Here is a 22,317-nt window from a genome sequence, read left to right as displayed (position 1 = left end):
CAAAACATTGAGAAACAGTGAATACAAATCCGCTTTGTTCTTATCGGTAAAAATTCGGTTACCTGCCGTCGTTTCCGAAACAGGCGGCTAACAGTCTGGTAACTGAAACGTCGCAATATTTTGTTTTCTTTTGCAGGTCTGTCTGTTCTGCAATTCTCGCAAAATGCTTAATTATAAACGTTTTACGTTTAATTATCGTCATTCTGTTTTTTATTGCATTTCTAAATATTACTTACATGGCGCGTCATACTTTTGCCACTTTTGCCCTGGCTAATGGTGTTTCGATAGAGAGCGTTGCTAAAATGCTGGGGCATACCAATGTTCAGATGACCCGTCATTATGCGCGTGTGCTGGACCGTACAGTGATACGTGAGATGTCACAGATAAAGATGGATTTTCATTTTTCCATGTAAGGAGAGGGTGTTTGGAATGAGCAAAGGCAGACATGAGGTTCGGATGCTTGCTCTTTCAGGAATGGCCGGAGATTGCTTCCGGCCTTTTTTATTTCATTCTGGCGTTTTCTGTCTTTTTTTGGCGGTTGCTCAACGGTTGAGTAACCAATGACCTTGTAATATCTCCGTAATATTGCACCGTAAACAATAAAAACAAGGTCATTATGAATAACAGAAGAACTGCACCTGGTGGGCAGATGACCCACATGCTCAGTACCATACTCGCCAAAGTAACCAACATTGAAAAGTTACTGGCTCCTGCCATACATAACTTGCCCGACAGCGAGATACTGGATTCAAAAGGCGTGCGCCTGCTTACCAAAATGTCCGACAGGACACTTCTAAGACGCCGCAATGACGGTTCGTTGCCTTTCCACCGTGACAAGGGGAAGATTTACTACCGCCGTTCGGACGTGCTGCGTGCCATGCTGCTTGAAAAAGAAGAACACTCTAAAAATAAAAGGTTATGAGAAAGATGATTAAGGTTGAAAGCGGCTCGTTCGCCGCACTCGTGAGAAGTTACAAGAAGTCCCTCAACATGTTGGCCGTGCTGCAACATATCTGTGAGGATAACTGTGTAGAACTCTCCATGCTGCCCGATGAGGTTTGTGAGCTGATAAACCTCGATCCGGCAGAGATTGAGAAGCAGCGTTTGAGCGGACGGCTGCGTTTTGCGGAAGAGGAGAACGGGACCAGGCATTATTCGATTGTGGATATAATCAATCTTAAGGATTCCATTGACTGGAAGGTTATTAACAGACAGGTGGAAAACCTTTCCTTTGAGGAAAAGGAATGACGGAGTGTCTTTCTTTCCATTACAGGCAAACTTAGGATATTTTTTTCAGTTCCCTATCACAAATTCTCTTGGTACAGACAAGGATGCGGAAATCGGACAGGGGTCCCGATTTTCATATAGTCATCCCCTGTCCGGGCATTCCGGTTGATTGCGGCAAGCCAGTTGCCGAGTATCTCCACGTTGTCTGAATCCACACCGTCCAGTTTCAGGGGATTGGGACGGAGTCCGGTTTTCGTATCTGCTGGCATCACCTTGTTGAAATATTTCCAGTCCCTGGTGAAACTTTGGGATTTGGTCTATTTACTAAAATGCCTGACAAATAGATGCTTGGCCCTTGCCAGCAGCTGTTTACGGGTATCGCCATTAGTATATCAGAACGGAACATACTCTATCCCCAGCTCTCTGCACCGCTGAATTTCATCGTTCTCCAAATCCCGTGCCATCCAACGATAAGTAATCCTGAGTTCACCAATTGCCTCATAAAAGAGCTTCTGTACATGAAATCGGTCATTGGTCATAGTGGTGTTGGGAAAAGTCGTTCGGACAGTCCGTATCATGGTCGGTGAAAAATTTAAAGTGACTTCTTTGACCGTCTTGCGCTTGGAGACATGAATCATTTCAAGTACTTTTATGACCTCTTCAGACTTTGTGCCACGTATCATGGCCACAAGGTTGCCTCTACCACTACGGTCTGCACGGTTGGTGACAACAGTATATAATTCTCCGCAGCTCAAAGAAGTCTCGTCAATACAAAGGCAGGGACCTATGTTCTGTTTGAACAGGACATATTCTGTGGCATGATCCAACAGGTCCCACTCTCTGTATGCGCTGATAAACCCCTTGTACTGTGAAGTCAACTGTTTACCGTTTACACCATAAGCCTCTGCTATGGAGCTTATGTAGGACGCCGTAGTTTTAATCTTCTTTTAGAAAAGCAACGAACTCGGGAGTAAGTTTCGTTCCTTCGGCTGTAAGATCATCGTAGGTATAGGAAAATGTTTCCCCGGTAGTTTTGTCATACCAGCGATAATGTCTTACGTGGAGATAAACAGGCTTGCCGCAAAGAGGAAAGTCCTGAATAACTTTCTCACCAGTAGAGCCATGCGAAATCACAGTTCCACTCTTGTAATCGGAACGTTCCAAGTAGTGTTTTTCATCAAGCCAGACCTCGATTTTGACAGAGTCGTCATGCCAACCGGAGATATCGAAATACTCCATTAAAACTTCGGGAAAGATGACTCGGAGTAACTTATTGTAGGTTGTGATTGGAATTCATTAGATTGTTGTTTTGAAAATATGACAGCAAAGATAGATTACTTTAGTCTATTAACATAACATACCCAAAGGGTTTTCGGACTGACCCCGTATTTGGCTTTTAAGCCACAAGTCACTCGTAAGTCTGTTTAACATAAAACTACGGTTATGCATCTCCGTTGTCACACGAGGATAGCCATAGCGTTCCTTATGCTCATGAAAAATCAGTTTAATCGATTAGCATACCTGTCAGCGGTTTTAAGGCGCTTTAGATGGTAATAGAACACTGAACGAGCCATCTTTCTTTACTCCAATAGCAAGTCAAGAGGATAATCCGATCTTAGTTTGTCGATGGTCCGCGCCCATTTAGAAGTGCTTGGCCTTTCTTTGCCTCGACTAAGGCCTTCGCTTTTTTAAATAGTACGTTCTTCGCTTTCAGACGGAGATTTTCAGCCTGAAGCTTCTCAAGTTCAGTTTGCGGTTCTTTTTTCTTTGGGCGTCTCATAGGGTTTTTCAGTGGTCTCCTCGGCGTTTGGACGGTTTAAGAGCCTCATAACCATACTTGCGTACTGTGCTGCCCCGGCGTTGTAGTACCGTCTTGTCAATTCTGTATTCTACTCTTATATGGGCCAAAGATACACCTTTTTCTAATATTAAATGTACGACTTCTTCCTTTAATTGAACCGTAGGGCGGCAATGTGGTTGTTGTTCCAGTTCGGAACGGCCATATTTGTCCCACATTCTCACCCATGTCAATATCTGAGTTTTATTGATATGACACTCTCTCAATAAGTGAGCTATTGCTTCTTCTTGTTTTACCCGGCTAACAATGATGAGCCGTTGTTCATAACCGTACTTCATAAAAAACATCTCAAAAGTTTGGTGTCTAACTTTTGGGGTGCACTTCATTTTGAGATGGCCTCTTTTTTCTTTTTTGTAGATATTATAAAAAGTACTATTTTTGTGTCGCAATTGGGGTGTGTTACAAACCTTAGGTCTTGTTATGTTGAAATGTTGGTTACTTGTATATCATTTATTGATTCAGATATTGTTCTTCTTTTGGGTATCTCCGATTAACGCTCAAGAGTATAAGTTTAATACTTTGGGAGTGGAGGACGGTTTGTCTCAGATAACAGTCAGTGATATCTGTCAGGATGAGAAATCTCGCATGTGGATTGCTACGTTGGATGGCTTGAACTGTTATGATGGTAATCAAATTAAGGTTTATAATCATTTTCACAACGATTCTGTCAGTTATGGTAATCTATATGTTAGTCAGATGATAGAAGACGGTCAGGGAAGTTTGTTCTTATTGTCTTCCACCGGTATTTTTCAATTCGATTTAAATACAGAAAAATATTATTTGTTACCCGTTACTGCTCCTGCTACTTTAGCCAAGGGAAAACACGGTGTATGGGTGGTAGAAGGTGGAAAACTGTTTTTATATGATAAGCATTCCAAGCGTTTGCAGCGGATGTACGAAGACCTTCAATTGGCTGATACCGGTTCATCTATGGTGGAAGGTATGGACGGTTCTTTGTGGATTGCTTTAAAAGATAAAGGCGTAGTGCAGGTTGACTCCTGCGGTAAAGCTACTCTTCAGTTGCCCGATATCAAAGTATTAAAGGTGATGCAAGGAAATGACCGGAATATTTGGGTAGGTGCGCAAGAACATGGTGTTGTTTGTTTTAACCTGGCTGGTAGTCTGTTACAGACCTACGCGCACGACGATATGGCCAGAGCTTTGTGTCAAGATTTAGAAGGAAACATATGGGTGGGCTATCGTAGTGGTTTGAGTAAGATTGATGTAAAATCAGGAACCGTATCTTACTATCAACCTAATCCTACTAAAATAGGTTCTATGTCTAACCGCTCAGTAACCTCTCTGTATACCGATAAACAAGGTACGGTGTGGATTGGAACGTATTGGGGAGGAGTTAATTATTTTTCTCCCGCGTTTCAGCACTATATACATTTTTATGCTTCAGAGAAAGGTTTGTCATTCCCGGTAGTGGGAGCGATGGCTGAAGATAGAGCTGGAAATATCTGGATATGTACTGAAGGTGGAGGATTGGATATGTATCAGCCTCGTTACAATACGTTTCAACATTTTAATTCCCTTACAGGACATCGTTTTAGTACCGATTATCTGAAAGATATTGTGTATGATGAGGCTTATAATTGTTTGTGAATTGCAGCCGATTTTACCAACAAATTGAATTGTTTTCATTTGGAAACCCATAGGAATGAACAGTTTACCTTGAACGATTCGCAAGCCAGCATTGTAGGTGATGCCTTGTTTGCCTTGGCAGATACACCGCAGAAATTGTATGTAGGTACCACGTCGGCGGTAGCCAGTTTGGATAAGTTGACAAAGAAAACCGATATCTTGTTTCATGAAGACGAGTTGTTTACTCATAATTACAATACCCTTTTATTGGATTCCAAGCAGCGGCTATGGTTTGCTGCAGCCGAAGGATGTATGGCTTATGATATTAAAAAACGGAGTTTTCAGACTTATTGTATCCGTTTGGATAAGGAGGTACGATCTCAAAAACTTTTGGTGAATGTTATTTATGAGGACCGATATGGAGATATTTGGATAGGTACGCATGGAAAAGGATTATTCCTGTTGGATAAAAAAGACAGCCAATTTCATTTGCATACACCAGATTATCAGCTTTCAGGAAATAATATTCGTGATTTGGCGGAGACTCCTTCCGGCAATTTGCTGATTGGTACCGGACACGGGTTGTCTATGTTGGATAAGCGTACCGGTAAGATTATTAATTTTAATTCGAAGACCGGATTCCCGTTGACTTTAGTAAACCGGAAATCGTTGCAGGTATCTCGTGATGAGAATATTTATATCGGTGGTACTACGGGTATGATTGCCATCCGAGAGAATAATTTGTATTATCCTCCCAAAATATATGATCTGAATCTGACGCAATTGTATATAAACAATCAGGAGATTATAACTGGAGACGAAACCGGCATTTTGTCCGAAGCATTTGCTTATACTGACGAAATTTGTCTAGATTATACTCAAGATGTGTTTAGTATTGGTTTTGCCACTGATAATTTTTTGCATATTGGTGGAGGAGAGGTAGAATACCGTTTGGTAGGATATAAGGATGAATGGAGCGAAATTCTTTCGGGTAATTATGTTACTTATACTAATATTTCTCCTGGTCATTATAAGTTTGAAATTCGTCTGAAGAATTTTCCAGCGGTAATTCGCTCACTTACAATTACCATTGTTCCACCTTTTTATGCTACTTGGTGGGCTTACATTATCTATATTTGTGCGATATTAGCAATTCTATACATTTTGATACGTGAACATCGTCGTCGTCTGTTTTTGAAGACTTCGTTAGAGTTTGAAATGCGTGAGAAGCAGTATATAGAAGAAATGAATCAGTCAAAATTACGTTTCTTTACGAATATTTCTCATGAAATCCGAACTCCTATCACTTTGATTATAAGTCAGGTAGATTTGCTGCTGAATTCCGGAAAACTATCCACTTACGCTTATTCCAAATTATTGAATATCCATAAGAATGCGGGAAATCTGAAATCGCTGATTTCAGAATTGTTGGATTTTAGAAAGCAGGAACAAGGACTTTTAAAACTGAAGATTTCGCAATTCGATCTTTGTGATTTGCTGCAGGAGCATTTTGTCTTGTTCAAGGAATTATCAGCTAATCGGAATATTTCTTTTTCATTACATATGAATGTGCAGCATTGTATGATATGGGGAGATAGAATGCAATTGCAGAAAGTAATCAATAACTTGTTGTCGAATGCTTTCAAATATACCTCCGATGGTGGCACGATTGTGCTGGGCTTTACCGAGAAAGATATGGTCTGTCGTTTTTCTGTAACGGATAATGGTGCGGGTATCTCTGAAGAAGATTATCAAAAGATATTTGAACGCTTTTATCAGGTTGAGAATATCGGCCTGTATGGAGGAACGGGTATTGGACTGGCTTTAACTCAAGGTATTGTGAAGGCACATAAAGGAGAGATAAACGTGAAAAGTCAACTAGGTAAAGGTTCTTGTTTTCAAGTCACCTTAAAGAAGGGAGATGCTCATTTTGACGTTTCGGTAGCTCGAATCGAACCTGAACAAAATAAAGAATATATCTATCACTCAGAAGAGCGAGAGGCGTTGGTTGAAGAAGTACGTACTTCACAGAAAGAGAGCGGTACCACCGATTGCAAGTTATTGGTGATTGATGATAATGAAGAAATTAGAACCGTGTTAGTCGACATATTTTCTCCGCTGTATACGGTAGACACTGCCTGCAATGGCAAGGAAGGCTATGAAAAGGTGAAGACTATGCAGCCGGATCTGGTTATTTCGGATATTATGATGCCTGAAATGACAGGAACAGAACTCTGTGCTAAGATTAAGAATAATATAGAGACTTGCCATATTCCGGTAGTACTTCTTACTGCCTTAGGTGCACCCGAGAGAGAGTTGGAAGGATTGAGAATTGGTGCAGATATTTATGTGGTAAAACCGTTTAATATGCGTAGGCTGGTGATGCAGTGTAATAACTTGATAAATACAAGAAGGATGCTGCAGAATAAGTATGCTCATCAATTAGATAATAAGATTGAAAAAATAGCTACGAACGAATTAGACCAAAAGTTCATTGAACAAGCTATACAAGTGGTGGAGAGAAACATGGAAAACCCGGAATTCACGGTTGATGTCTTTTCTAAAGAAATGGGCGTAGGACGTACAGTCTTGTTCCAAAAGATAAAAGGTATAACGGGACATACGCCAAATAATTTTATCATGAATTTGCGTCTGAAGAAGGCTGCTTATCTCTTGTTGAATGCTTCGGAATTGAACATTTCTGATATTGCTTATTGCTTAGGATTTGGTAATCCCCAATATTTTAATAAGTGTTTTAAGGAACTATTCAGTGTAGCTCCTACACAATACCGAAAGATACAAAATACCCCTTCTGTACCCCCTGAGAAGTGATTATAGCCTCTCATTTGAATGATTAGACCTTATCTTGCGAACGATTGGATAGGGTGACGTGTACTTAGATAATTTATTTTTGCATGGTTGAATTACATCTGCTAGTGTAGGTGTGTTCAGGTATTCATTGTGTGTTGTGTTCACAAGAATAAAACCTTATTTATTAACCAATATAAAAACAATTCTAGTTATGAAAAAATTACTAAAAAGAACAGAAGATCGGTTGTTTCAATCGTTCCTTTTGTTGTTCTTGTGTCTCTTTTTCTTAGCTAGTCCAACTTATGCACAAGGTGGATTTGCTGTGAAAGGAGTAGTGGTAGACAAAACAGGATTTCCTCTGCCGGGAACTAACGTAATGGAAAAAGGAACTACTAACGGAACCATTACCGATTTGGATGGTAACTTCTCATTAACGGTCGCAAAGAAAGGTGCTACACTGGTTATTTCTTTCATTGGTTTTGATACCAAAGAAGTGGTCGTAAAAGACAAGAACCTGAACATTACTTTGGAAGAAGATTCCAAATTGTTGAATGAAGTAGTTGTAGTAGGTTATGGTACTATGAAGAAACGTGATGTAACCGGTGCTATTACTTCTATTTCTAGTGAGGCGATTGAACAGAAGATGGCTACGAACGTATTCGAAGCATTACAAGGTACTACAGCCGGTGTACAGGTTGTTTCTGGTTCTGGTCAGCCGGGTGAGTCTTCTTCTATTAAGATTCGTGGTACTTCTACTTTCTCTGCTGAAGGTGTGACTCCGCTTTATATCGTAGATGGTGTGCCTTTGGAAAGTATTGATGGTATCAATACGAACGATATTACTTCTATGGAAATCTTGAAGGATGCGGCTTCTGCGGCTATTTACGGTTCTCGTTCTGCCAATGGTGTGATCATCATTACTACTAAGAGTGGACAAGAAGGCAAACCCCGTATCGATATCAAGTATAATCACTCTTGGGGTAACCTGTCGCATAAGGTAGCACAGGCTAACCGGAAGGATCGTTTGGCCTACGACTACGCTCGTAAGGAATATTTTGAAATCTATGGAGGTGGTAAACCCAATGAAAGTATTGATATTCTCGATGATCCTTTGAATGCTTTCTTTAATGTAGATAATGATTACCTGGATATGATTACTACTACTGCACAAAAAGATCAGGTGGATGTCAGTGTTGGTGGTGGTACGAAGAAATTGAAGTATTTCATCAATACAGGTTATTATAATGAAAAAGGTATTATTTCAAATACGGGTTTCCAACGTTTGAATACACGTATTAACTCAGATTATTCTCCGACAGATTGGATGAATATGGGCAGCCGTATTTCATTAACCTACTCTAAGAAAAAAGGTTTGGATGAAGGTCAGTTGTTGAGTGCTGTATTGTCTCGTCGTCCTTATTTCAATATTGTTTATCCTGACGGATCATTAGTTGGTGTATTTAATGGTCAGAAGAATCCGATTGCTCAAATTAACTATACTACAGATTTTACAGATTCGTATAAGGCAAACTTCTTCCAATTCTTTGAAATCAAGTTTAATAAGTATTTGAAGTTTAGAACTAATATCAATGCGAACTTCTACTTGGATAAGCGTAAAAAACTCGAACCGAGTTTGATTACTGACGAATGGCAGAAGCAGAATAAGGGCTATTCTTATAACTATTTGAACTGGAACTGGATGAATGAAAACTTCATCACTTATGCTCGTAAGATTAAGGGTCATAACTTCAGTGCCATGCTCGGTGTCAGTGCACAACAGTGGCGTTATGAAAACGAAACATTTGTGGGTATGAATTCTTCTACTGACTTTATTTATACCATGAATGCATTTTCTGCCAATCTGGACTTATCGGCTACAGGCTCTACATTGACCAACCATTCTATGGCATCTGTCTTTGCTCGTGTTACTTACGACTATAAGGGTAAATATTTGTTCACAGCCAATATGCGTCGTGACGGTTCTTCTCGATTTGCCAAAGAAAACAAGTGGGGCAACTTCCCTTCAGTATCTGTGGGATGGCGTTTCTCTGATGAAAACTTCATGAAATTTTCTAAGAAATTCCTTGAAGATGCTAAGATTCGCGTAAGCTACGGTATTACAGGTAACGAAGCAATCGGTAATTACGATTATATCTATTCTTATTCACCGAACTCTATTTATGATAATATCGGTGGTGTGATTCCTACCCGTATCGGTAAAGATAACTTGAAATGGGAAGAAACTAAGCAGTTCAACTTAGGTCTCGATTTGAACTTCTGGAATAGCCGATTAACGATTACTGCCGACTACTACGATAAGTATACAGATGGTTTGCTGGCTAATTATCAGTTACCAAAGGAATCAGGTTTTGCTTATATGAAAACCAATGTGGGTGAGATGAGCAACCGTGGTTTTGAAATAGCCGTATCGGGTGATATTATCCGTAGCAAGGATTGGAAATGGAATTCTTCTTTCAATATTTCTCGTAACGTAAACCGTATTGAGAAATTGTCAGAAGGCAAGGCTTATATGGAAGGTGATATCTGGTGGATGCAGGAAGGTGGTCAGGTAGGCGACTTCTATGGCTTCAAGAATGCAGGGGTATTTGCATATGATGAATCTAATGCGTTTACTGATAACTGGGAACAACTGACTCCGGTATTTGAAAATGGTGTATTCCAATATAAATATCTGTTGAACGGAGAAGTATATGAAGGTAATATCCAAAAGAAGAAATTACCGAATGGTAAACCCTTCCGTGGAGGTGACTACAATTGGGAAGAACCTGAAGCTAGCCGTGACGGTATTATCGATGATAACGACCGTATGGTAATTGGTAATGCTATGCCTGAAGTTACAGGTGGTTTGAATACTACATTGACTTGGAAAGACTTAAGCTTATATTTAGGTTTCTATTATTCACTGGGTGGTAAGATTTACAACGCTGCTGAACATAACCGTAATATGTTTAAATATTCTGGAACTACTCCTTCTCCGGAAGTTATTTATAACATGTGGTTGAAACCGGGTGATCAGGTTCTTTATCCGCGTCCGTATAACGATGAATACAATAACGCACGTATGGGTAACTCTTTCTATCTGGAAGATGCTTCTTTCATTCGTTTGCAGAATATTCGTTTGGCATACGATGTACCCGAAAAATGGTCTAGAAAGTTGATGTTGAAGAAATTGAATGTATATGCTTTTGTGAACAATGCATTAACTTGGACCAACTATTCCGGATTCGATCCTGAGTTTTCTACACGGAACCCGTTACAGATCGGTAAGGATTCTTATCGTTACCCAAGAAAGAGAGAATTTGGTTTAGGATTTTCTGCTAACTTTTAATTGAGAATACTATATGAATAAGATTAAATATTATGTAGGAGCTATATGCTTGGCTCTGTCTTTAAATAGCTGTTCGGATTTTCTGGATGAAGAACCGGTGAGCGAAATTCCTGCCGACAAGATGTGGCAGACTGCCCGCGATGCGAAAGCTGGTGTGAATGAAATTTATGGTTTGTTACGTACTACCCTTCGTGAAAACTATTTCTATTGGGGCGAATTCCGTTCTGATAATGTAGCACCGGGTGCTCCAGTAATGGCCGATCAGGCTCGTGTCATCAACAATTTGATGTCTACGGATGAGAGTTGTGCTAGATGGACTAATCTTTATCAGATGATTAATCAGACTAACCTGGCTATCAAGTATGTACCTCAGATTAGTATGCCTGACGTATCTGACCGTAATGACTATTTAGGTCAGGCTTATGCCTTGCGTGCCTTAGCTTATTTCTACGCCATTCGTGTGTGGGGTGATGTGCCTTTGTTTACTGAACCTACTGAAAAGTATTCTGATGCTATCTATAAAGCACGTACCGATAAGAATGAGATTATCGATCAGGTGATTTTACCCGATTTGAAGAAAGCCGAGAAACTGATTAACCGTAATAAGAATTTTGAACGTAAGCGTATTTCAATCTGCGGTGTATGGGCTATTATGGCGGATGTTTACATGTGGAAGAAAGAATATAACCTGGCTGATCAGACCATTGAAAAAATGGCTTCTATTCAGTCGAAGAAAGGCGGCCGTTTTGTAGACTTCGAACCTAATCTGCAAGCTTGGCATACTATGTTTACAGAGGAATTGGTAAATAAGCCTTCAGATAATACACCGGAAAACGATGAATATAATACGCGTGAATTTATCTTCTTGATCCATTTTAATATGGATGAAGTAGGTACGAACGGTTACAGCTACATGTATCAGTGGTTTTCTGGTTCTGGTAACCGTGCTGCGGTAATGTCTGATCAGTTTATGGACATTTTTAATGCTGATGACATGAAGGGCGACTTGCGTAAAGACTTTATCGTGAAAGATTATCAGGAAGGTTATGAATTACGCAAATATATGTCGGGTGATATCAGTAACTCATTGAATAAAACTTGTGAGGTAGGTTATCCTATTTACCGTTATTCTGACATGATGTTGCTTCAAGCAGAAGCTCGTGCCCGCATGGGTAAATGGGGTGAAGCTTTGGAATTGGTGAAGCAGATTCGCGATCGTGCAGGATTACAGACATTGACCGAAAACGATTTTGCATCAGAAGATGAACTGGTTAATTATATCCTACGTGAACGTCAGGTAGAATTGGCAGGCGAAGGTCGTCGTTGGTTCGACTTGTTACGTACTGGTCAATGGAAAACCGTGATGCAACCGATCAATGGGTTGTGTAAGGATGGTAATGAACTTTTCCCAATCCACTATTCTCACATCATTGAGAATCCCAATATTGTGCAGAATGAATATTATGGAAAGAGTAACAATTAAAAAGAACTGTAACAATGAAAAAAACATTATTATATAAGGCACTGTTGGCATGCTGGGCAATTTTGGTATTGGCTAGCTGCGACTTGGATTTGCAGAAAAACTATGACTATGAATCATCCGTAGCCGATCCTCATGTAAAGGTTACTGCTTGGGAATTTTTCCAGAATCATAAGGAAACTTTCTCGGAATTAATTAAAGCTATTGAGTATACAGGTTTGCAAGATTATTACACACAAACAGAATCGATGTATACTTATCTAGCATTGAATAATACCGCTATGGCTAATTATCGTGAAAATGTATTCCCGGGTACTGCGTCTATTACAGAATGTGATAAGGAAACCGTGAAAAATATGCTGCTTTATCACATTGTAGATGGTGAGTATAGCTCTTATGGTCAGTTACAGGTAGAAGCTATGTTTGTATTAACCATGCTGTCGGGTGAAAATGGTTTGATGACGATGTCTGTGTGGAAAAATCTCTGGCAGGCTGCTGTAGGTAAAGTTTTGGTGAACGAAACTGGTAGCAATGGCCATTCTCCTCAGCGCAAGGCTAAGACTAGCAACATTCTTCCTACCAATGGTGTAATCCATATTTTTGAAGATTATTGTTATTACAAAAAATAATCCGTATTACATTTAAATGAGATAATTATGATTCGTAAATTATATACCCTTTTATTGATTGGGCTTTGCTTGAATCTGGTGGCTTGCAGCGATGATAATGATAACATCGATCCGAATGCTGCTGCTCCGGTTGTTAAATTCCCGATGGAACAATTAGATATTGACTTAAACCTGGTAGACAACTTACCCGTGGTGGCTGTCATCAAGTCACAAGCTGGTTTACAGCAAGTGGATATGAAGATTCAGACTGCAGAAGGTATCATTGATTATAAAACTGTTACTGAATTTTTTAATCCGAATTCTTATAGTTTGTCTGAACAGATTGAATACGGTTCTAATTATCAGTCTTTCATAATAGAGGCTATTGATAAGTTGAATAATCAAGTAGTGGGTACACTGCCTTTTGCTATCACAGATGTTAAAGAACGTCCGGTTATTACCTTTAATCCAGAAGAGATTGTGTATGATGAAATGGATGAAAATCCGGTAATTCCCCGTACTACTTTTCAGATTAATTCTGAAGCTGGTTTGAAACAGGTAGAGATGTTCCTGGTGACAATAAATGGTCAGGAAAATAAAGGTACTGCTATACTCAATGGCGAACATGAATACTCGTTCGACGATATGATTAATTATAAGGAAGGTGACAAGGGATTCAAGGTTAAAGCAGAAGATGCTTATGGTAATGTTACTATTTCTACCTTGCCGGTTACCTATCGTACTGTTCCGGGTCCGGTATTAACCTTGAACGATCAGGTTGTCTTTGCTGAAACCGGTGTGAAGTCGGGTGTTTCTATGCACGTTGAATCTGTAAAAGGTTTGCAGGAAATTGTGATTTATCGTATCGAAAACGGCAAGGAAGTAGAAGCTTATCGTGAAAAGATGCATGGTGAGAAGATACTGGATTATGCACCGAAGTTCGACTTTACAGCTGCCACTACGCAAGTGAAGGTAGTTGTATCGGATGGCCGTCAGGATAAGACAGCTGAAAGTTTGGTAAAGGCTTATGTCAATATGGATGTGGCGACTTTATATGTAGGTAGTCAACAGTTAGCGAATACGGCGCATGATAAATATCCCGATGCCTTTGGATTGGTTTCTTTGAAGGATTTGAAGACTTACTCCATTGACTATGCGTTGTCTTCACCGGAAAATGCCAAGAATGTGGACTTTAAGCTTTATTGCTTTGGTGGTCAAGCTGTTCCTCGTTTGTATTCTATGGATGATACAGAAAAAGATGGCGAATACAAGGCATCTTCAGGAAACTTGAAGAATATCCAGGCTAGGAATATGACTCGTTTCACGACTCTTCCTAATTTTGATTATGAAAATGCTACTACCGAGTCTATTTCTAAGATTTCTTCTGACCTTATTAAGATTTCCAAACTTACTCCGATTAAGGCAGGTGATATAGTAGCCTTCCGTACCGGTGGCTCTTCTGCAGCAGGTGGAGATAGAATCGGTGTGATGAAGATCGTGGATATTACAGGTCCGAAGGAAGTTAATCCGGGTATTGCCAATGCTTGTGTAATGACCGTTGAAATTAAGTTCCCTAAAAAGAAATGATTAGCTAATGTAAAATGATTAGATTGTAAGGGTTATGGGATGATGGAACCAGGGATGGATAGGTTTGCTTTGTTGGGCTAGTTGCAGATGGAGTATTTGGGCTTGTTCTTCTTCAGCGGAAATAGAAGAAAGCAAACTGGAAATCATCCAACCTTCGCAGCCTGACAAGCAAGAATATACCTATCATCCTGTGGAATATCGGAAATGGCAAAGCGGAAACTTCCAGTCATGGTCTACTCAGGATTCTCGTGAAACGCGTACTATAGATGGTATGAACTGGTATCAGCCAACTGTACAGCATGCACAGACATTCTGGGGAGGAAGAACTAATTTGCATCCCACGTCAGTTATCGGTAAAAAGGGCTTCTTTCGAGTAGCTACTTGTGAAGGACGCTCCTTTTTACTCGATCCTGATGAAGGCGCCTTTTTGATTCATGGCATTCAGCATGTACGACCAGGTACTTCATCGGCTCAACAGCAAGCTCTGCAGCGAAAGTTTGGCAGTGTGGTTCGATGGAGTGAAGAAACCGGTACATTGCTTTCGGTCAATCATTTTAATTATATCTCCTATGGTTCAAAGCGGGTAGAAGCTTTTCCGCCTGAACCCCGGATACCTTTGTTGAATCCGTCTTCCCGTAAGATGGCGTATGCAGAGAATCTGCATTTGTTAAGCTCTTTTATGTGGGATATGAGCAAGAATCTGGGTTATGCATTTGAGGATAATAAGTATAACCGTCTGGTACTTCTATTTGAGCCTACGTTTACATCGTATATAGATGAATTGACTCGTGAGAAAGTACGTTTTTATGTGAAGGCTGACGATGCCTATTATGAAGGAAAGAAATATACCAATACGGAAGGTGGAGGATGGTTAGTACGTACCCAGCAACATCGCGGAGAATTCTATCAGAATTTCTGTTTGCGTTTATTAGAATCTAGACGTTGTGTCGGTTGGGTACATTTTAAATACAATGATGCTGTAGATACCAATAAGGGAGTTGTTTCTTTGGACTATGAGCCTTATGTTTCTTATCTGGAGTAAGTGTCACAGTTGAATCAGCAAGTTCATTCATTAGTAGATTATTATGATAAAAGAAAAAATAAATAGAAATATTAAAAATACGATAACCATGAAAAAACTTAGTTTGTTAGCAGCTTTTTGGGGATTGATGATAGTCTTGGGCGCTTGTTCAGACGATGAGAATTCTATTCCGGAGCAAGATAAACCTATGGTAGAGATACCTGAAAATGCCTATGTGTTGGCTGAACAGTCCAGACATGCCATTGTTATTAGAGATGCCAATACTCAACAGAATATTTGGAGTTGGGATTCTTATACTGCAAAAGTGCCTGCCGCACATCAGCGTTGGTTTGTGAATCCCAGTGAAGTAAAACCGGTTTATAACAGACGGTATATTCTGATGACGGCTTCGGGCGGTGCGGTAGCATTAATTCGTATTGCCGACCATAAACTGATGTTCTATGGTAATTGCGGTCAGAATCCTCACTCTGCAGAATTATTACCGGATGGTAATATTGTAACAGCTGAATCTAAATCGGGTGAAATCAATACGTTTGTAGTCGATACTGTGAAAGTATTTGGCGTGAAAGCCAATACCGTTAAATTAGGTAATGCGCATAATGTGGTATGGAATAAAACCAGAAATTATCTGTATGCTTCGGCTACCATTAAAGGCGGTGTCACAGCTTTGTTCCGTTTTAAATATAATGGTGACCGTATGAAACCTAAATTGACTAACCAAAAGCGTATTTATACGTTTGAAAATGAAAGTGGTGGTCATGACTTGTTCCCGGTATATGGTGAAGCTGATAAATTATGGTTTACGGCGACTTCAGCTGTTTATAAGTTTGATGTTTCTACTGAGACTCCTACTTGTGAAAAAGTATTCGATTTGCCGGGTATTAAGAGCGTATGTAATGGCCCTCAAGGAGTCCTCATGCTGAAACCTACGGAAGAATGGTGGGCTGAAGGTTTGGTGAACGAACAAGGTGAAGCACTCTTCAAGATGAAAGGTGCTAAGATTTATAAAGGTCGCTGGATGATAGACAATACTTTCAGCTATCCTGAACAACATGATTGGGTCGTATCAGAATAACCGACTTTTGCTAATTAATAAGATATCATTTTTATGAGATGCATTCTTCTTTTTATAAGTATGTTTTCTGTTCTCTGCTTGAGTGCTCAGAATGGGAAAAAAGTGTATGCCGATTTTCATGGTGTACGTTATACCCGTCAGCACGATGGTAAGTTGGGGCGTTGGGAAATGTATGCAAATACCGAAAAATCAAGTACCGGCAGGAAGACTTTGTGTTATAATGCCGACTTGATTGGCGACGAAGGAAGACATGAGATTGCGGCTGTAGCTTATCCGTTAGTGGGTATGCAGTCAAATCTGGATCCCGACTATATTGAATATCAGATTTTGTCGGCTAAGGCAGCTAAAATCGATGGATTCTTTATAGAGTGGGGCTTCTTTCCGCACGAGAACGATATACTTTTGCGTGCCATGCAGAAGGTGGCTGAGAAGTATGATTTTGAAATTGGTGTGAATTGGTGTGATGGCTGGTTGTATTATGACTGGATAACTAAAATTTATCCGGAAATCAATAGCCGTGAGACGAAGACCGAATATATGGCTAAATGTTATCAATATTTGGTGGATAGCGTCTTTACAGGCTCTACAGCACCTATTGTAAAAGGCATGCCGGTGTTCTACCATTTTGGTCCCGGAGCTACTGCCGATGAATATCGGAAGGTCCTGTCTATGGTAAAGTTGCCACAAGGTATGAAGCAGCCGGTTACATTGCGCCGTTGGGCAGATTGGGGTAAACTGGAGAATAACCAATACGTACCAGTAACATATAGCGAAAAAATGGAAGCTTGGAAAGCTTTGGGGGAAATTCCTACTGCCTGGCTTCCGGCGCGCGTGCGTGCAAGAGACCAGGAACACGCAAAATGGGATAATTATGCTACTCAGGAAGATATTCTGGCATTTATGACTCCGTTCCGTGATTCCATTTGGCACAGTAATAATCCGATGTATACTATCAAGTCTGGTTTTGCTATGCCGGGAATGGACAATAGCGGTTGTGCCGGTTGGGGACGTGGACATTTCTTTTATATGCCTCGCAATAATGGTGAAACTTATGAAAGTATGTGGAAATATTGCATGGCTGAAAAAGATAGTTTGGACATGATGTTTATAGCTTCTTGGAGCGATTATACAGAAGGTCATGAAATAGAACCGACGGTTGAAAACGGTGACCGCGAATTACGTATCACTTTGAAATATGCAGCCGAGTTCAAGGGTGAAACTGCCGATGAACGTGGTTTGGCTTTACCGCTTATGTTGTTTCAATTGCGTAAAGAAGCTCGTTTCATGGAACATCTCAAGATGGATTTTACAGCTTGTCATCGCTCATTGGATAAGGTAGGTCAGTTAATCAGCCAAGGTCGTTATCCGATAGCTATTGGTTTGATGAACCAGATTCAAAAAGATATTCAGCAGGCTAAATCGATGATGAAGGTCGATATGAAACGTCTGCGTGAGTCGGATATGGGCATTAAGGGTAAACGTAAATCGGGTGGTTATTCAGCCCTTCACTTCTTCCACTCCTATATTATACAGGGAAAGCAGGGCACGGAGTTCGCCCATTGTGCGGAAGCTGTAAAGCTCGAGCAGGGGTTTGAGGGTACAGGCGATCTGCCGTTTGATGTCCCCTTTGGCAACATCTACCGGCTTCAGCTGCCACTCTTCGCCTTTCTTCCGGCCTTCCGCCGGATGCAGGCCGTATTTCTGCTCCAGAAGTTCGGTAATCTCCTTGCTGCGACGGTATTCGAACTTGTCGGATACTTTCCTTCCCTCACTATCGACACGCAGGGAAACGATGTGGATATGATGCCGGCCGATGTCCTCGTGCTTGAAGACAAGATAGGGCTGGTTGCCGTAACCGAGCCGCTGCATGTATTCCCTGCCGATTTCCGCCAGCTGCCCGTCGGTCAGCACGTCGTCGGGATGCGGGTTGAGGGAGATGTGTATGACCGGCTTCTCGGTGCGGTAATGGTTCGGCATCCATTCGAGAAACTGCCTCACGGATTCATCCGGACGGAAACGCCCGTCTTCGGGATAACGGAGGAGATGTGCCGAAAGGACTTTCGCACCGCCTTCATCGACCTTGTTCTGGTTGTAGGCCAATGCACCGTACAAGTTCTTACCCACGCTGATCCTGGCTACCATGTGAGGCGAGTTTTTGGGAAAGTTCGACAATCCGGCGGTTCAGCTCCACGAGTTCAAGGGTGAGCTTTTCAAGTCTGTAAAGCAGTGCCAACGCTTTCTTTTCGGTGAAATGGATGTGCAACTCCTTGACTGCCTGATTGTAATTCACTCCTATGGCACGGAACTGCCGGAACAGTTCCGTGAGCTTGGCCACATACTCCATTGTGGCACGGTCTGTCCGGATCACCCTGAACTCCTCGTTAAAGATCCGTGCGGCGATGAACTTGGATTTGGACAACAGGCCGGACTGCTCAAACATGGTGAGAAACCGTGCATGGCCGGCTTCGTCCAGATTGACGGTTTCACGGCGGACGGCCGGGTTCGACTTGGGCAATCTGCCCCCTTTTCCCCGTGTGCGGGGACGCTTTTTCTCGTTGTTCATATATACGTTTTTTATGTGGTACAATTCCACCGGGTGGCATTGCCGCCGTCTGTTTCTCCCCCACAATTTGCGACTTCGGAGCAAATTGCAGCCCCCTGCAAGGGCAAGCGTTTTTTGCTGCAAAACGGAGTGGTGCTGCAAAAAACACAGCTTGCTATGTTCGGGCGAACATAAATCTTTCCTCTCCGAAGAGGAAAGAGCGCTTTCGGGGGAAAGCGGGGATTGACGACCGACGAAGGCAAACAGCCCACTTCCGGTTGGATGCCGCAAAGTTAGGAAGTGATATAATCAGTTGTATATCGCCAATATTAGCCACATTATGCCAAATAGAAGCCACTTGTACACACAGGTGGAACAGGAGGAAAAACGGGCGGCCGATGATGGCTGAACCAACGGCTGAGAATGTGCCTGAATGGGATGCGTAATGGCGGACTGAATGCCCAACCGGTCAGATAACCAATCAGACGGTCAGCCGTTGCAACGTTGGTGCGGTCGTCCGGCTGACCAGCCAACCAAGCGGATAACCTTTTGTTCGGGCAACCTGTTCATCGGTCGGTTGTTTCCTTGGCTGATTATCCGACAGGCAATACAATCCAATAATATCATGTATGGTCGGACAAGTATCCTATTGGCCAATCAGACGGACAATACTTCGGTCGGTCGGCTGTTCAGTCAGCCATTCCACGTCAGGAGCCGGCCACTCGAACCCCTCCGTTCCCAAACCATGAATTCCCCTTCTTTTTCCTTCTTTATTTGCGGCGTTGATTCAAAAGTATCATTTGTAAACAAACTGCATCATGGAAAAAGAAACACTCTTTATCGCCTTTTCCACGCAAAAAGGCGGAGCGGGAAAAACAACGCTGACCGTGCTGGTGGCAAGTTACCTGCACTATGTGAAAGGGATGAATGTAGCGGTGGTGGATTGCGACTACCCGCAACACAGCATTGCCGAGATGAGAAAACGTGACCTGAAAACGGTCATGGAGGACGAGCATTACAAACTGATGGCGTACAGGCAACTGCAACGGATAAGGAAGAAAGCCTATCCGATAGCGGAGAGTACGGCTGAGGATGCTGTCGCAAAGGCGGACGAACTGCTGGAAAAGATGCCGGAAACGGACATCGTGTTCTTCGACCTGCCGGGCACGGTAAACAGTACGGGCGTGTTGAACACGCTGGCGAATATGGACTATGTCTTTTCCCCCATTGCCGCCGACAGGGTGGTAATGGAAAGTACACTCCGCTTTGCGAGCCGGCTGAATGACACGCTGATCGCTACGGGCAAGACGAATATCAAAGGTCTGTACCTTCTGTGGAACATGGTGGACGGCCGGGAGAAATCGGAACTGTACAAGGTGTACGAACAGGTGATCGGCGAGCTGGGACTGAAAGTGCTGAATACCTTCCTGCCGGACAGCAAACGGTTCCGCCGTGAGCTGACGGGGGAACATAGGGCATTGTTCCGTTCCACGCTGTTTCCTGCGGACGGTACGCTGGTCAAAGGCAGCAACCTGAAAGAGATTACGGAAGAACTGTTGTCCATTATCAAAAAGTAGGCTATGGGAAACGAACGGAAAAAAATAAACCTGACGGACATTGACGAGGACTCCATAGTCGCCTCGTTCAAGGAAAGCCGGCAGACGGACGGGCAGGCACAAGCAGTCGGAAATAATGGACAGTCCGGTGAAGAGAACGGATATGTCCGTCTGTTCATCCACGAGTCACCGGTCTGCGCACGGCTTGGCAAGACAATCTACCTTCGTAAGGAGTTCCATGAACGGATTCAGAAGATTGTCCAGACAATCGGGAACAACGAGATGTCCATTTTCAGCTATGTGGACAATGTGCTGGAACAGCACTTTTCCACCTATCAGGACGAGATTACGAAGGAATACAGAAAACGAAGTACCGAACTGTTTTAAACCCCGGAAATCATGTCAGCAATCTTATTCTTACTTACCGGCGGCTATCTGCTGTGGATAGCCGCCTACCTCTTCCACGAGCGGAACAGCCGGAGGAAGAAAGCGGAAAAAGCCGGGCAGATCCTTACCCGGATGGCGGTGGACGTGAGCGAGATTTTAGGCAAAAGCACATTTTCCCTTAGCCACTCCACGCCACAAACACCCGAAAAAATTGAAAACGAAAAATCTGTAAGTGAAGCAGATACTTTTGCACCGGAGAAAGAAAAGTACCCGAAAACAGTTTCCGCCGAGGAACTGGACAAGCTGTTTGCAGAAGGGAGTCCGCTGCCGGAAGAACTGGAACTGATGGAAGATATGGATGTTCCGCTGGAGTTCCGGAAAGAACCGGCGGATGACAATCCTCCGATAGATGATGACGAGCAGGACAGACGCCTGCCGGGATGCACGCCGCAAGCCACGGGCATCCGCTTCGAGGACATGGGACTGGCGGTGCGTGTGTCGGTCAGCGGTGAAGCAGCCAGTGAGGAGGAAAGGATTCAGGCCGGAAAGACGCTGGCGGAACTTCGCAACACCCCGATGTTCGAACAGCTAACCTCCGGCGATGCGGAACGTGAGGAACGGATCGGCTCGCTGATAGAACTGCACCTTGCGGCATACCGCAAGCGTAAACAGCCGGACAGCGAACCGGCGGCAGAAACCATACCGGACACTTTCTCCATAAGCGATATTGTCTAACGAATAAAGTAAAACGTACATGAAAAAAAGAGATTACGGATAGCTGACGGTTCATTCTTACCAGTAGAAATCCAGACAAATTTAATTAACAACCGGATACGGCGGACTCTTCCCTCCGTCGTGTCCCTCATTCAAATCCATTTATTTTATGAACACGAAACAACTTGTATTAGTGGCGGTCATGCTAATCGCCACAGGCTCGCTCCATGCGCAGGGAAACGGCTCGGCCGGTATCGCAGAGGCGACGAAAATGGTAACAAGCTACTTTGATCCGGGAACGAAGCTGTGCTACGCAATCGGAGCCGTGATCGGCTTGGTCGGCGGGATTAAAGTGTACAATAAGTTCAGTTCCGGCGATCCGGACGTAAGCAAGGTGGCATCCTCCTGGTTCGGTGCGTGCATCTTTCTGATTGTCGCCGCCACTATCCTGCGTTCGTTCTTCCTCTAAAGGACAGATTCGCCTATATATAATA

At 42.4% G+C, this 22,317-nt stretch carries 19 protein-coding genes and 4 pseudogenes; 15 read left to right on the top strand and 8 right to left on the bottom strand.

Annotation, left to right across the window (positions count from 1 at the left end; translation table 11 throughout):
* The first annotated feature begins 152 nt into the window (after positions 1-152).
* The 3 genes from NQ565_RS13460 to NQ565_RS13450 all read left to right on the top strand — a co-directional run bounded on the left by NQ565_RS13460 (position 153) and on the right by NQ565_RS13450 (position 1,248).
* Positions 153-413, top strand: coding sequence for a tyrosine-type recombinase/integrase (locus tag NQ565_RS13460; protein WP_316928860.1), 261 nt, complete (start codon positions 153-155; stop codon positions 411-413).
* Positions 414-616: 203 nt separating this feature from the next.
* A complete protein-coding gene (locus NQ565_RS13455; RefSeq protein ID WP_005651667.1) occupies positions 617-922 on the top strand; it encodes a MerR family transcriptional regulator in 306 nt (101 codons plus the stop codon).
* A complete protein-coding gene (locus NQ565_RS13450) occupies positions 919-1,248 on the top strand; it encodes a hypothetical protein (protein WP_005651663.1) in 330 nt (109 codons plus the stop codon). Before NQ565_RS13455 ends, NQ565_RS13450 begins: the two co-directional genes overlap by 4 nt.
* A 56-nt stretch (positions 1,249-1,304) precedes the next feature.
* Here NQ565_RS13450 and NQ565_RS13445 read toward each other — a convergent pair whose 3' ends face one another.
* The 5 genes from NQ565_RS13445 to NQ565_RS13430 form a co-directional block, all read right to left on the bottom strand.
* On the bottom strand, positions 1,305-1,499 hold the full coding sequence (locus NQ565_RS13445; RefSeq protein ID WP_231292969.1) for a hypothetical protein: 195 nt from the start codon (positions 1,497-1,499) through the stop codon (positions 1,305-1,307).
* Between the two features lie 120 nt (positions 1,500-1,619).
* Positions 1,620-2,105 carry a transposase gene (locus NQ565_RS13440; RefSeq protein WP_005651658.1) on the bottom strand — a complete coding sequence of 162 codons (486 nt, stop codon included), beginning with the start codon at positions 2,103-2,105 and terminating at the stop codon, positions 1,620-1,622.
* 58 nt (positions 2,106-2,163) lie between these two features.
* Positions 2,164-2,466 carry an ISAon1 family transposase N-terminal region protein gene (locus tag NQ565_RS13435; protein ID WP_005651656.1) on the bottom strand — a complete coding sequence of 101 codons (303 nt, stop codon included), beginning with the start codon at positions 2,464-2,466 and terminating at the stop codon, positions 2,164-2,166.
* Between the two features lie 108 nt (positions 2,467-2,574).
* Positions 2,575-2,727 carry a hypothetical protein gene (locus NQ565_RS17040; RefSeq protein ID WP_394330092.1) on the bottom strand — a complete coding sequence of 51 codons (153 nt, stop codon included), beginning with the start codon at positions 2,725-2,727 and terminating at the stop codon, positions 2,575-2,577.
* 288 nt (positions 2,728-3,015) lie between these two features.
* On the bottom strand, positions 3,016-3,363 hold the full coding sequence (locus NQ565_RS13430; protein WP_175456014.1) for a helix-turn-helix domain-containing protein: 348 nt from the start codon (positions 3,361-3,363) through the stop codon (positions 3,016-3,018).
* 205 nt (positions 3,364-3,568) lie between these two features.
* Here NQ565_RS13430 and NQ565_RS13420 point away from each other — a divergent pair.
* From NQ565_RS13420 to NQ565_RS16995, 8 genes and pseudogenes are all read left to right on the top strand, one after another.
* Positions 3,569-7,504: pseudogene (locus NQ565_RS13420) on the top strand (hybrid sensor histidine kinase/response regulator transcription factor); the annotation flags it as partial.
* A 190-nt stretch (positions 7,505-7,694) separates the two neighbouring features.
* Entirely contained in the window at positions 7,695-10,832 is a 3,138-nt protein-coding gene (locus NQ565_RS13415) for a SusC/RagA family TonB-linked outer membrane protein (RefSeq protein WP_005651646.1), read from the top strand.
* 13 nt (positions 10,833-10,845) lie between these two features.
* On the top strand, positions 10,846-12,315 hold the full coding sequence (locus tag NQ565_RS13410) for a RagB/SusD family nutrient uptake outer membrane protein (RefSeq protein ID WP_005651644.1): 1,470 nt from the start codon (positions 10,846-10,848) through the stop codon (positions 12,313-12,315).
* A 14-nt stretch (positions 12,316-12,329) separates the two neighbouring features.
* A complete protein-coding gene (locus NQ565_RS13405) occupies positions 12,330-12,941 on the top strand; it encodes a fasciclin domain-containing protein (RefSeq protein WP_005651642.1) in 612 nt (203 codons plus the stop codon).
* A gap of 27 nt (positions 12,942-12,968) precedes the next feature.
* Positions 12,969-14,507 (top strand): hypothetical protein, encoded by a 1,539-nt coding sequence (locus NQ565_RS13400; RefSeq protein WP_005651640.1) that lies wholly within the window; start codon positions 12,969-12,971, stop codon positions 14,505-14,507.
* A 94-nt stretch (positions 14,508-14,601) separates the two neighbouring features.
* Positions 14,602-15,546, top strand: a pseudogene (locus tag NQ565_RS13395) (hypothetical protein); the annotation flags it as partial.
* 91 nt (positions 15,547-15,637) lie between these two features.
* Positions 15,638-16,624, top strand: a complete 987-nt coding sequence (locus NQ565_RS13390; RefSeq protein ID WP_040315425.1) for a DUF6528 family protein — start codon at positions 15,638-15,640, stop codon at positions 16,622-16,624.
* Between the two features lie 60 nt (positions 16,625-16,684).
* Positions 16,685-18,127: pseudogene (locus NQ565_RS16995) on the top strand (glycoside hydrolase family 71/99-like protein); the annotation flags it as partial.
* Here NQ565_RS16995 and NQ565_RS13380 read toward each other — a convergent pair.
* From NQ565_RS13380 to NQ565_RS13370, 3 genes and pseudogenes are all read right to left on the bottom strand, one after another.
* Positions 18,125-18,766: pseudogene (locus NQ565_RS13380) on the bottom strand (relaxase/mobilization nuclease domain-containing protein); the annotation flags it as partial. The pseudogenes NQ565_RS16995 and NQ565_RS13380 sit on opposite strands and share 3 nt — an antisense overlap.
* On the bottom strand, positions 18,741-19,187 hold the full coding sequence (mobA, locus tag NQ565_RS13375) for a conjugal transfer protein MobA (RefSeq protein ID WP_005643552.1): 447 nt from the start codon (positions 19,185-19,187) through the stop codon (positions 18,741-18,743). The pseudogene NQ565_RS13380 and the gene mobA, both read right to left, overlap by 26 nt.
* Before the next feature lie 317 nt (positions 19,188-19,504).
* Complete coding sequence (locus NQ565_RS13370) at positions 19,505-19,699, bottom strand: hypothetical protein (protein ID WP_175456015.1); 195 nt, start codon at positions 19,697-19,699, stop codon at positions 19,505-19,507.
* 285 nt (positions 19,700-19,984) lie between these two features.
* Between NQ565_RS13370 and NQ565_RS13365 the strand changes: the two genes are divergently transcribed.
* From NQ565_RS13365 to NQ565_RS13350, 4 genes are all read left to right on the top strand, one after another.
* Positions 19,985-20,743 (top strand): ParA family protein, encoded by a 759-nt coding sequence (locus NQ565_RS13365; RefSeq protein WP_005651629.1) that lies wholly within the window; start codon positions 19,985-19,987, stop codon positions 20,741-20,743.
* Between the two features lie 3 nt (positions 20,744-20,746).
* Positions 20,747-21,109, top strand: coding sequence for a DUF3408 domain-containing protein (locus tag NQ565_RS13360; RefSeq protein WP_005651627.1), 363 nt, complete (start codon positions 20,747-20,749; stop codon positions 21,107-21,109).
* Between the two features lie 12 nt (positions 21,110-21,121).
* Entirely contained in the window at positions 21,122-21,844 is a 723-nt protein-coding gene (locus NQ565_RS13355; protein WP_005651625.1) for a hypothetical protein, read from the top strand.
* A 148-nt stretch (positions 21,845-21,992) separates the two neighbouring features.
* Positions 21,993-22,292, top strand: a complete 300-nt coding sequence (locus NQ565_RS13350) for a DUF4134 domain-containing protein (protein ID WP_005651623.1) — start codon at positions 21,993-21,995, stop codon at positions 22,290-22,292.
* Positions 22,293-22,317 lie beyond the last annotated feature (25 nt).

Origin of the sequence: Bacteroides stercoris ATCC 43183 (genome assembly GCF_025147325.1) — a bacterium.
In the GTDB taxonomy this organism is placed as follows: Bacteria; Bacteroidota; Bacteroidia; order Bacteroidales; family Bacteroidaceae; genus Bacteroides; species Bacteroides stercoris.
The sequence above is the reverse complement of the archived record's forward strand: the minus strand, read 5'-3'. Positions and strand labels throughout refer to the sequence as shown.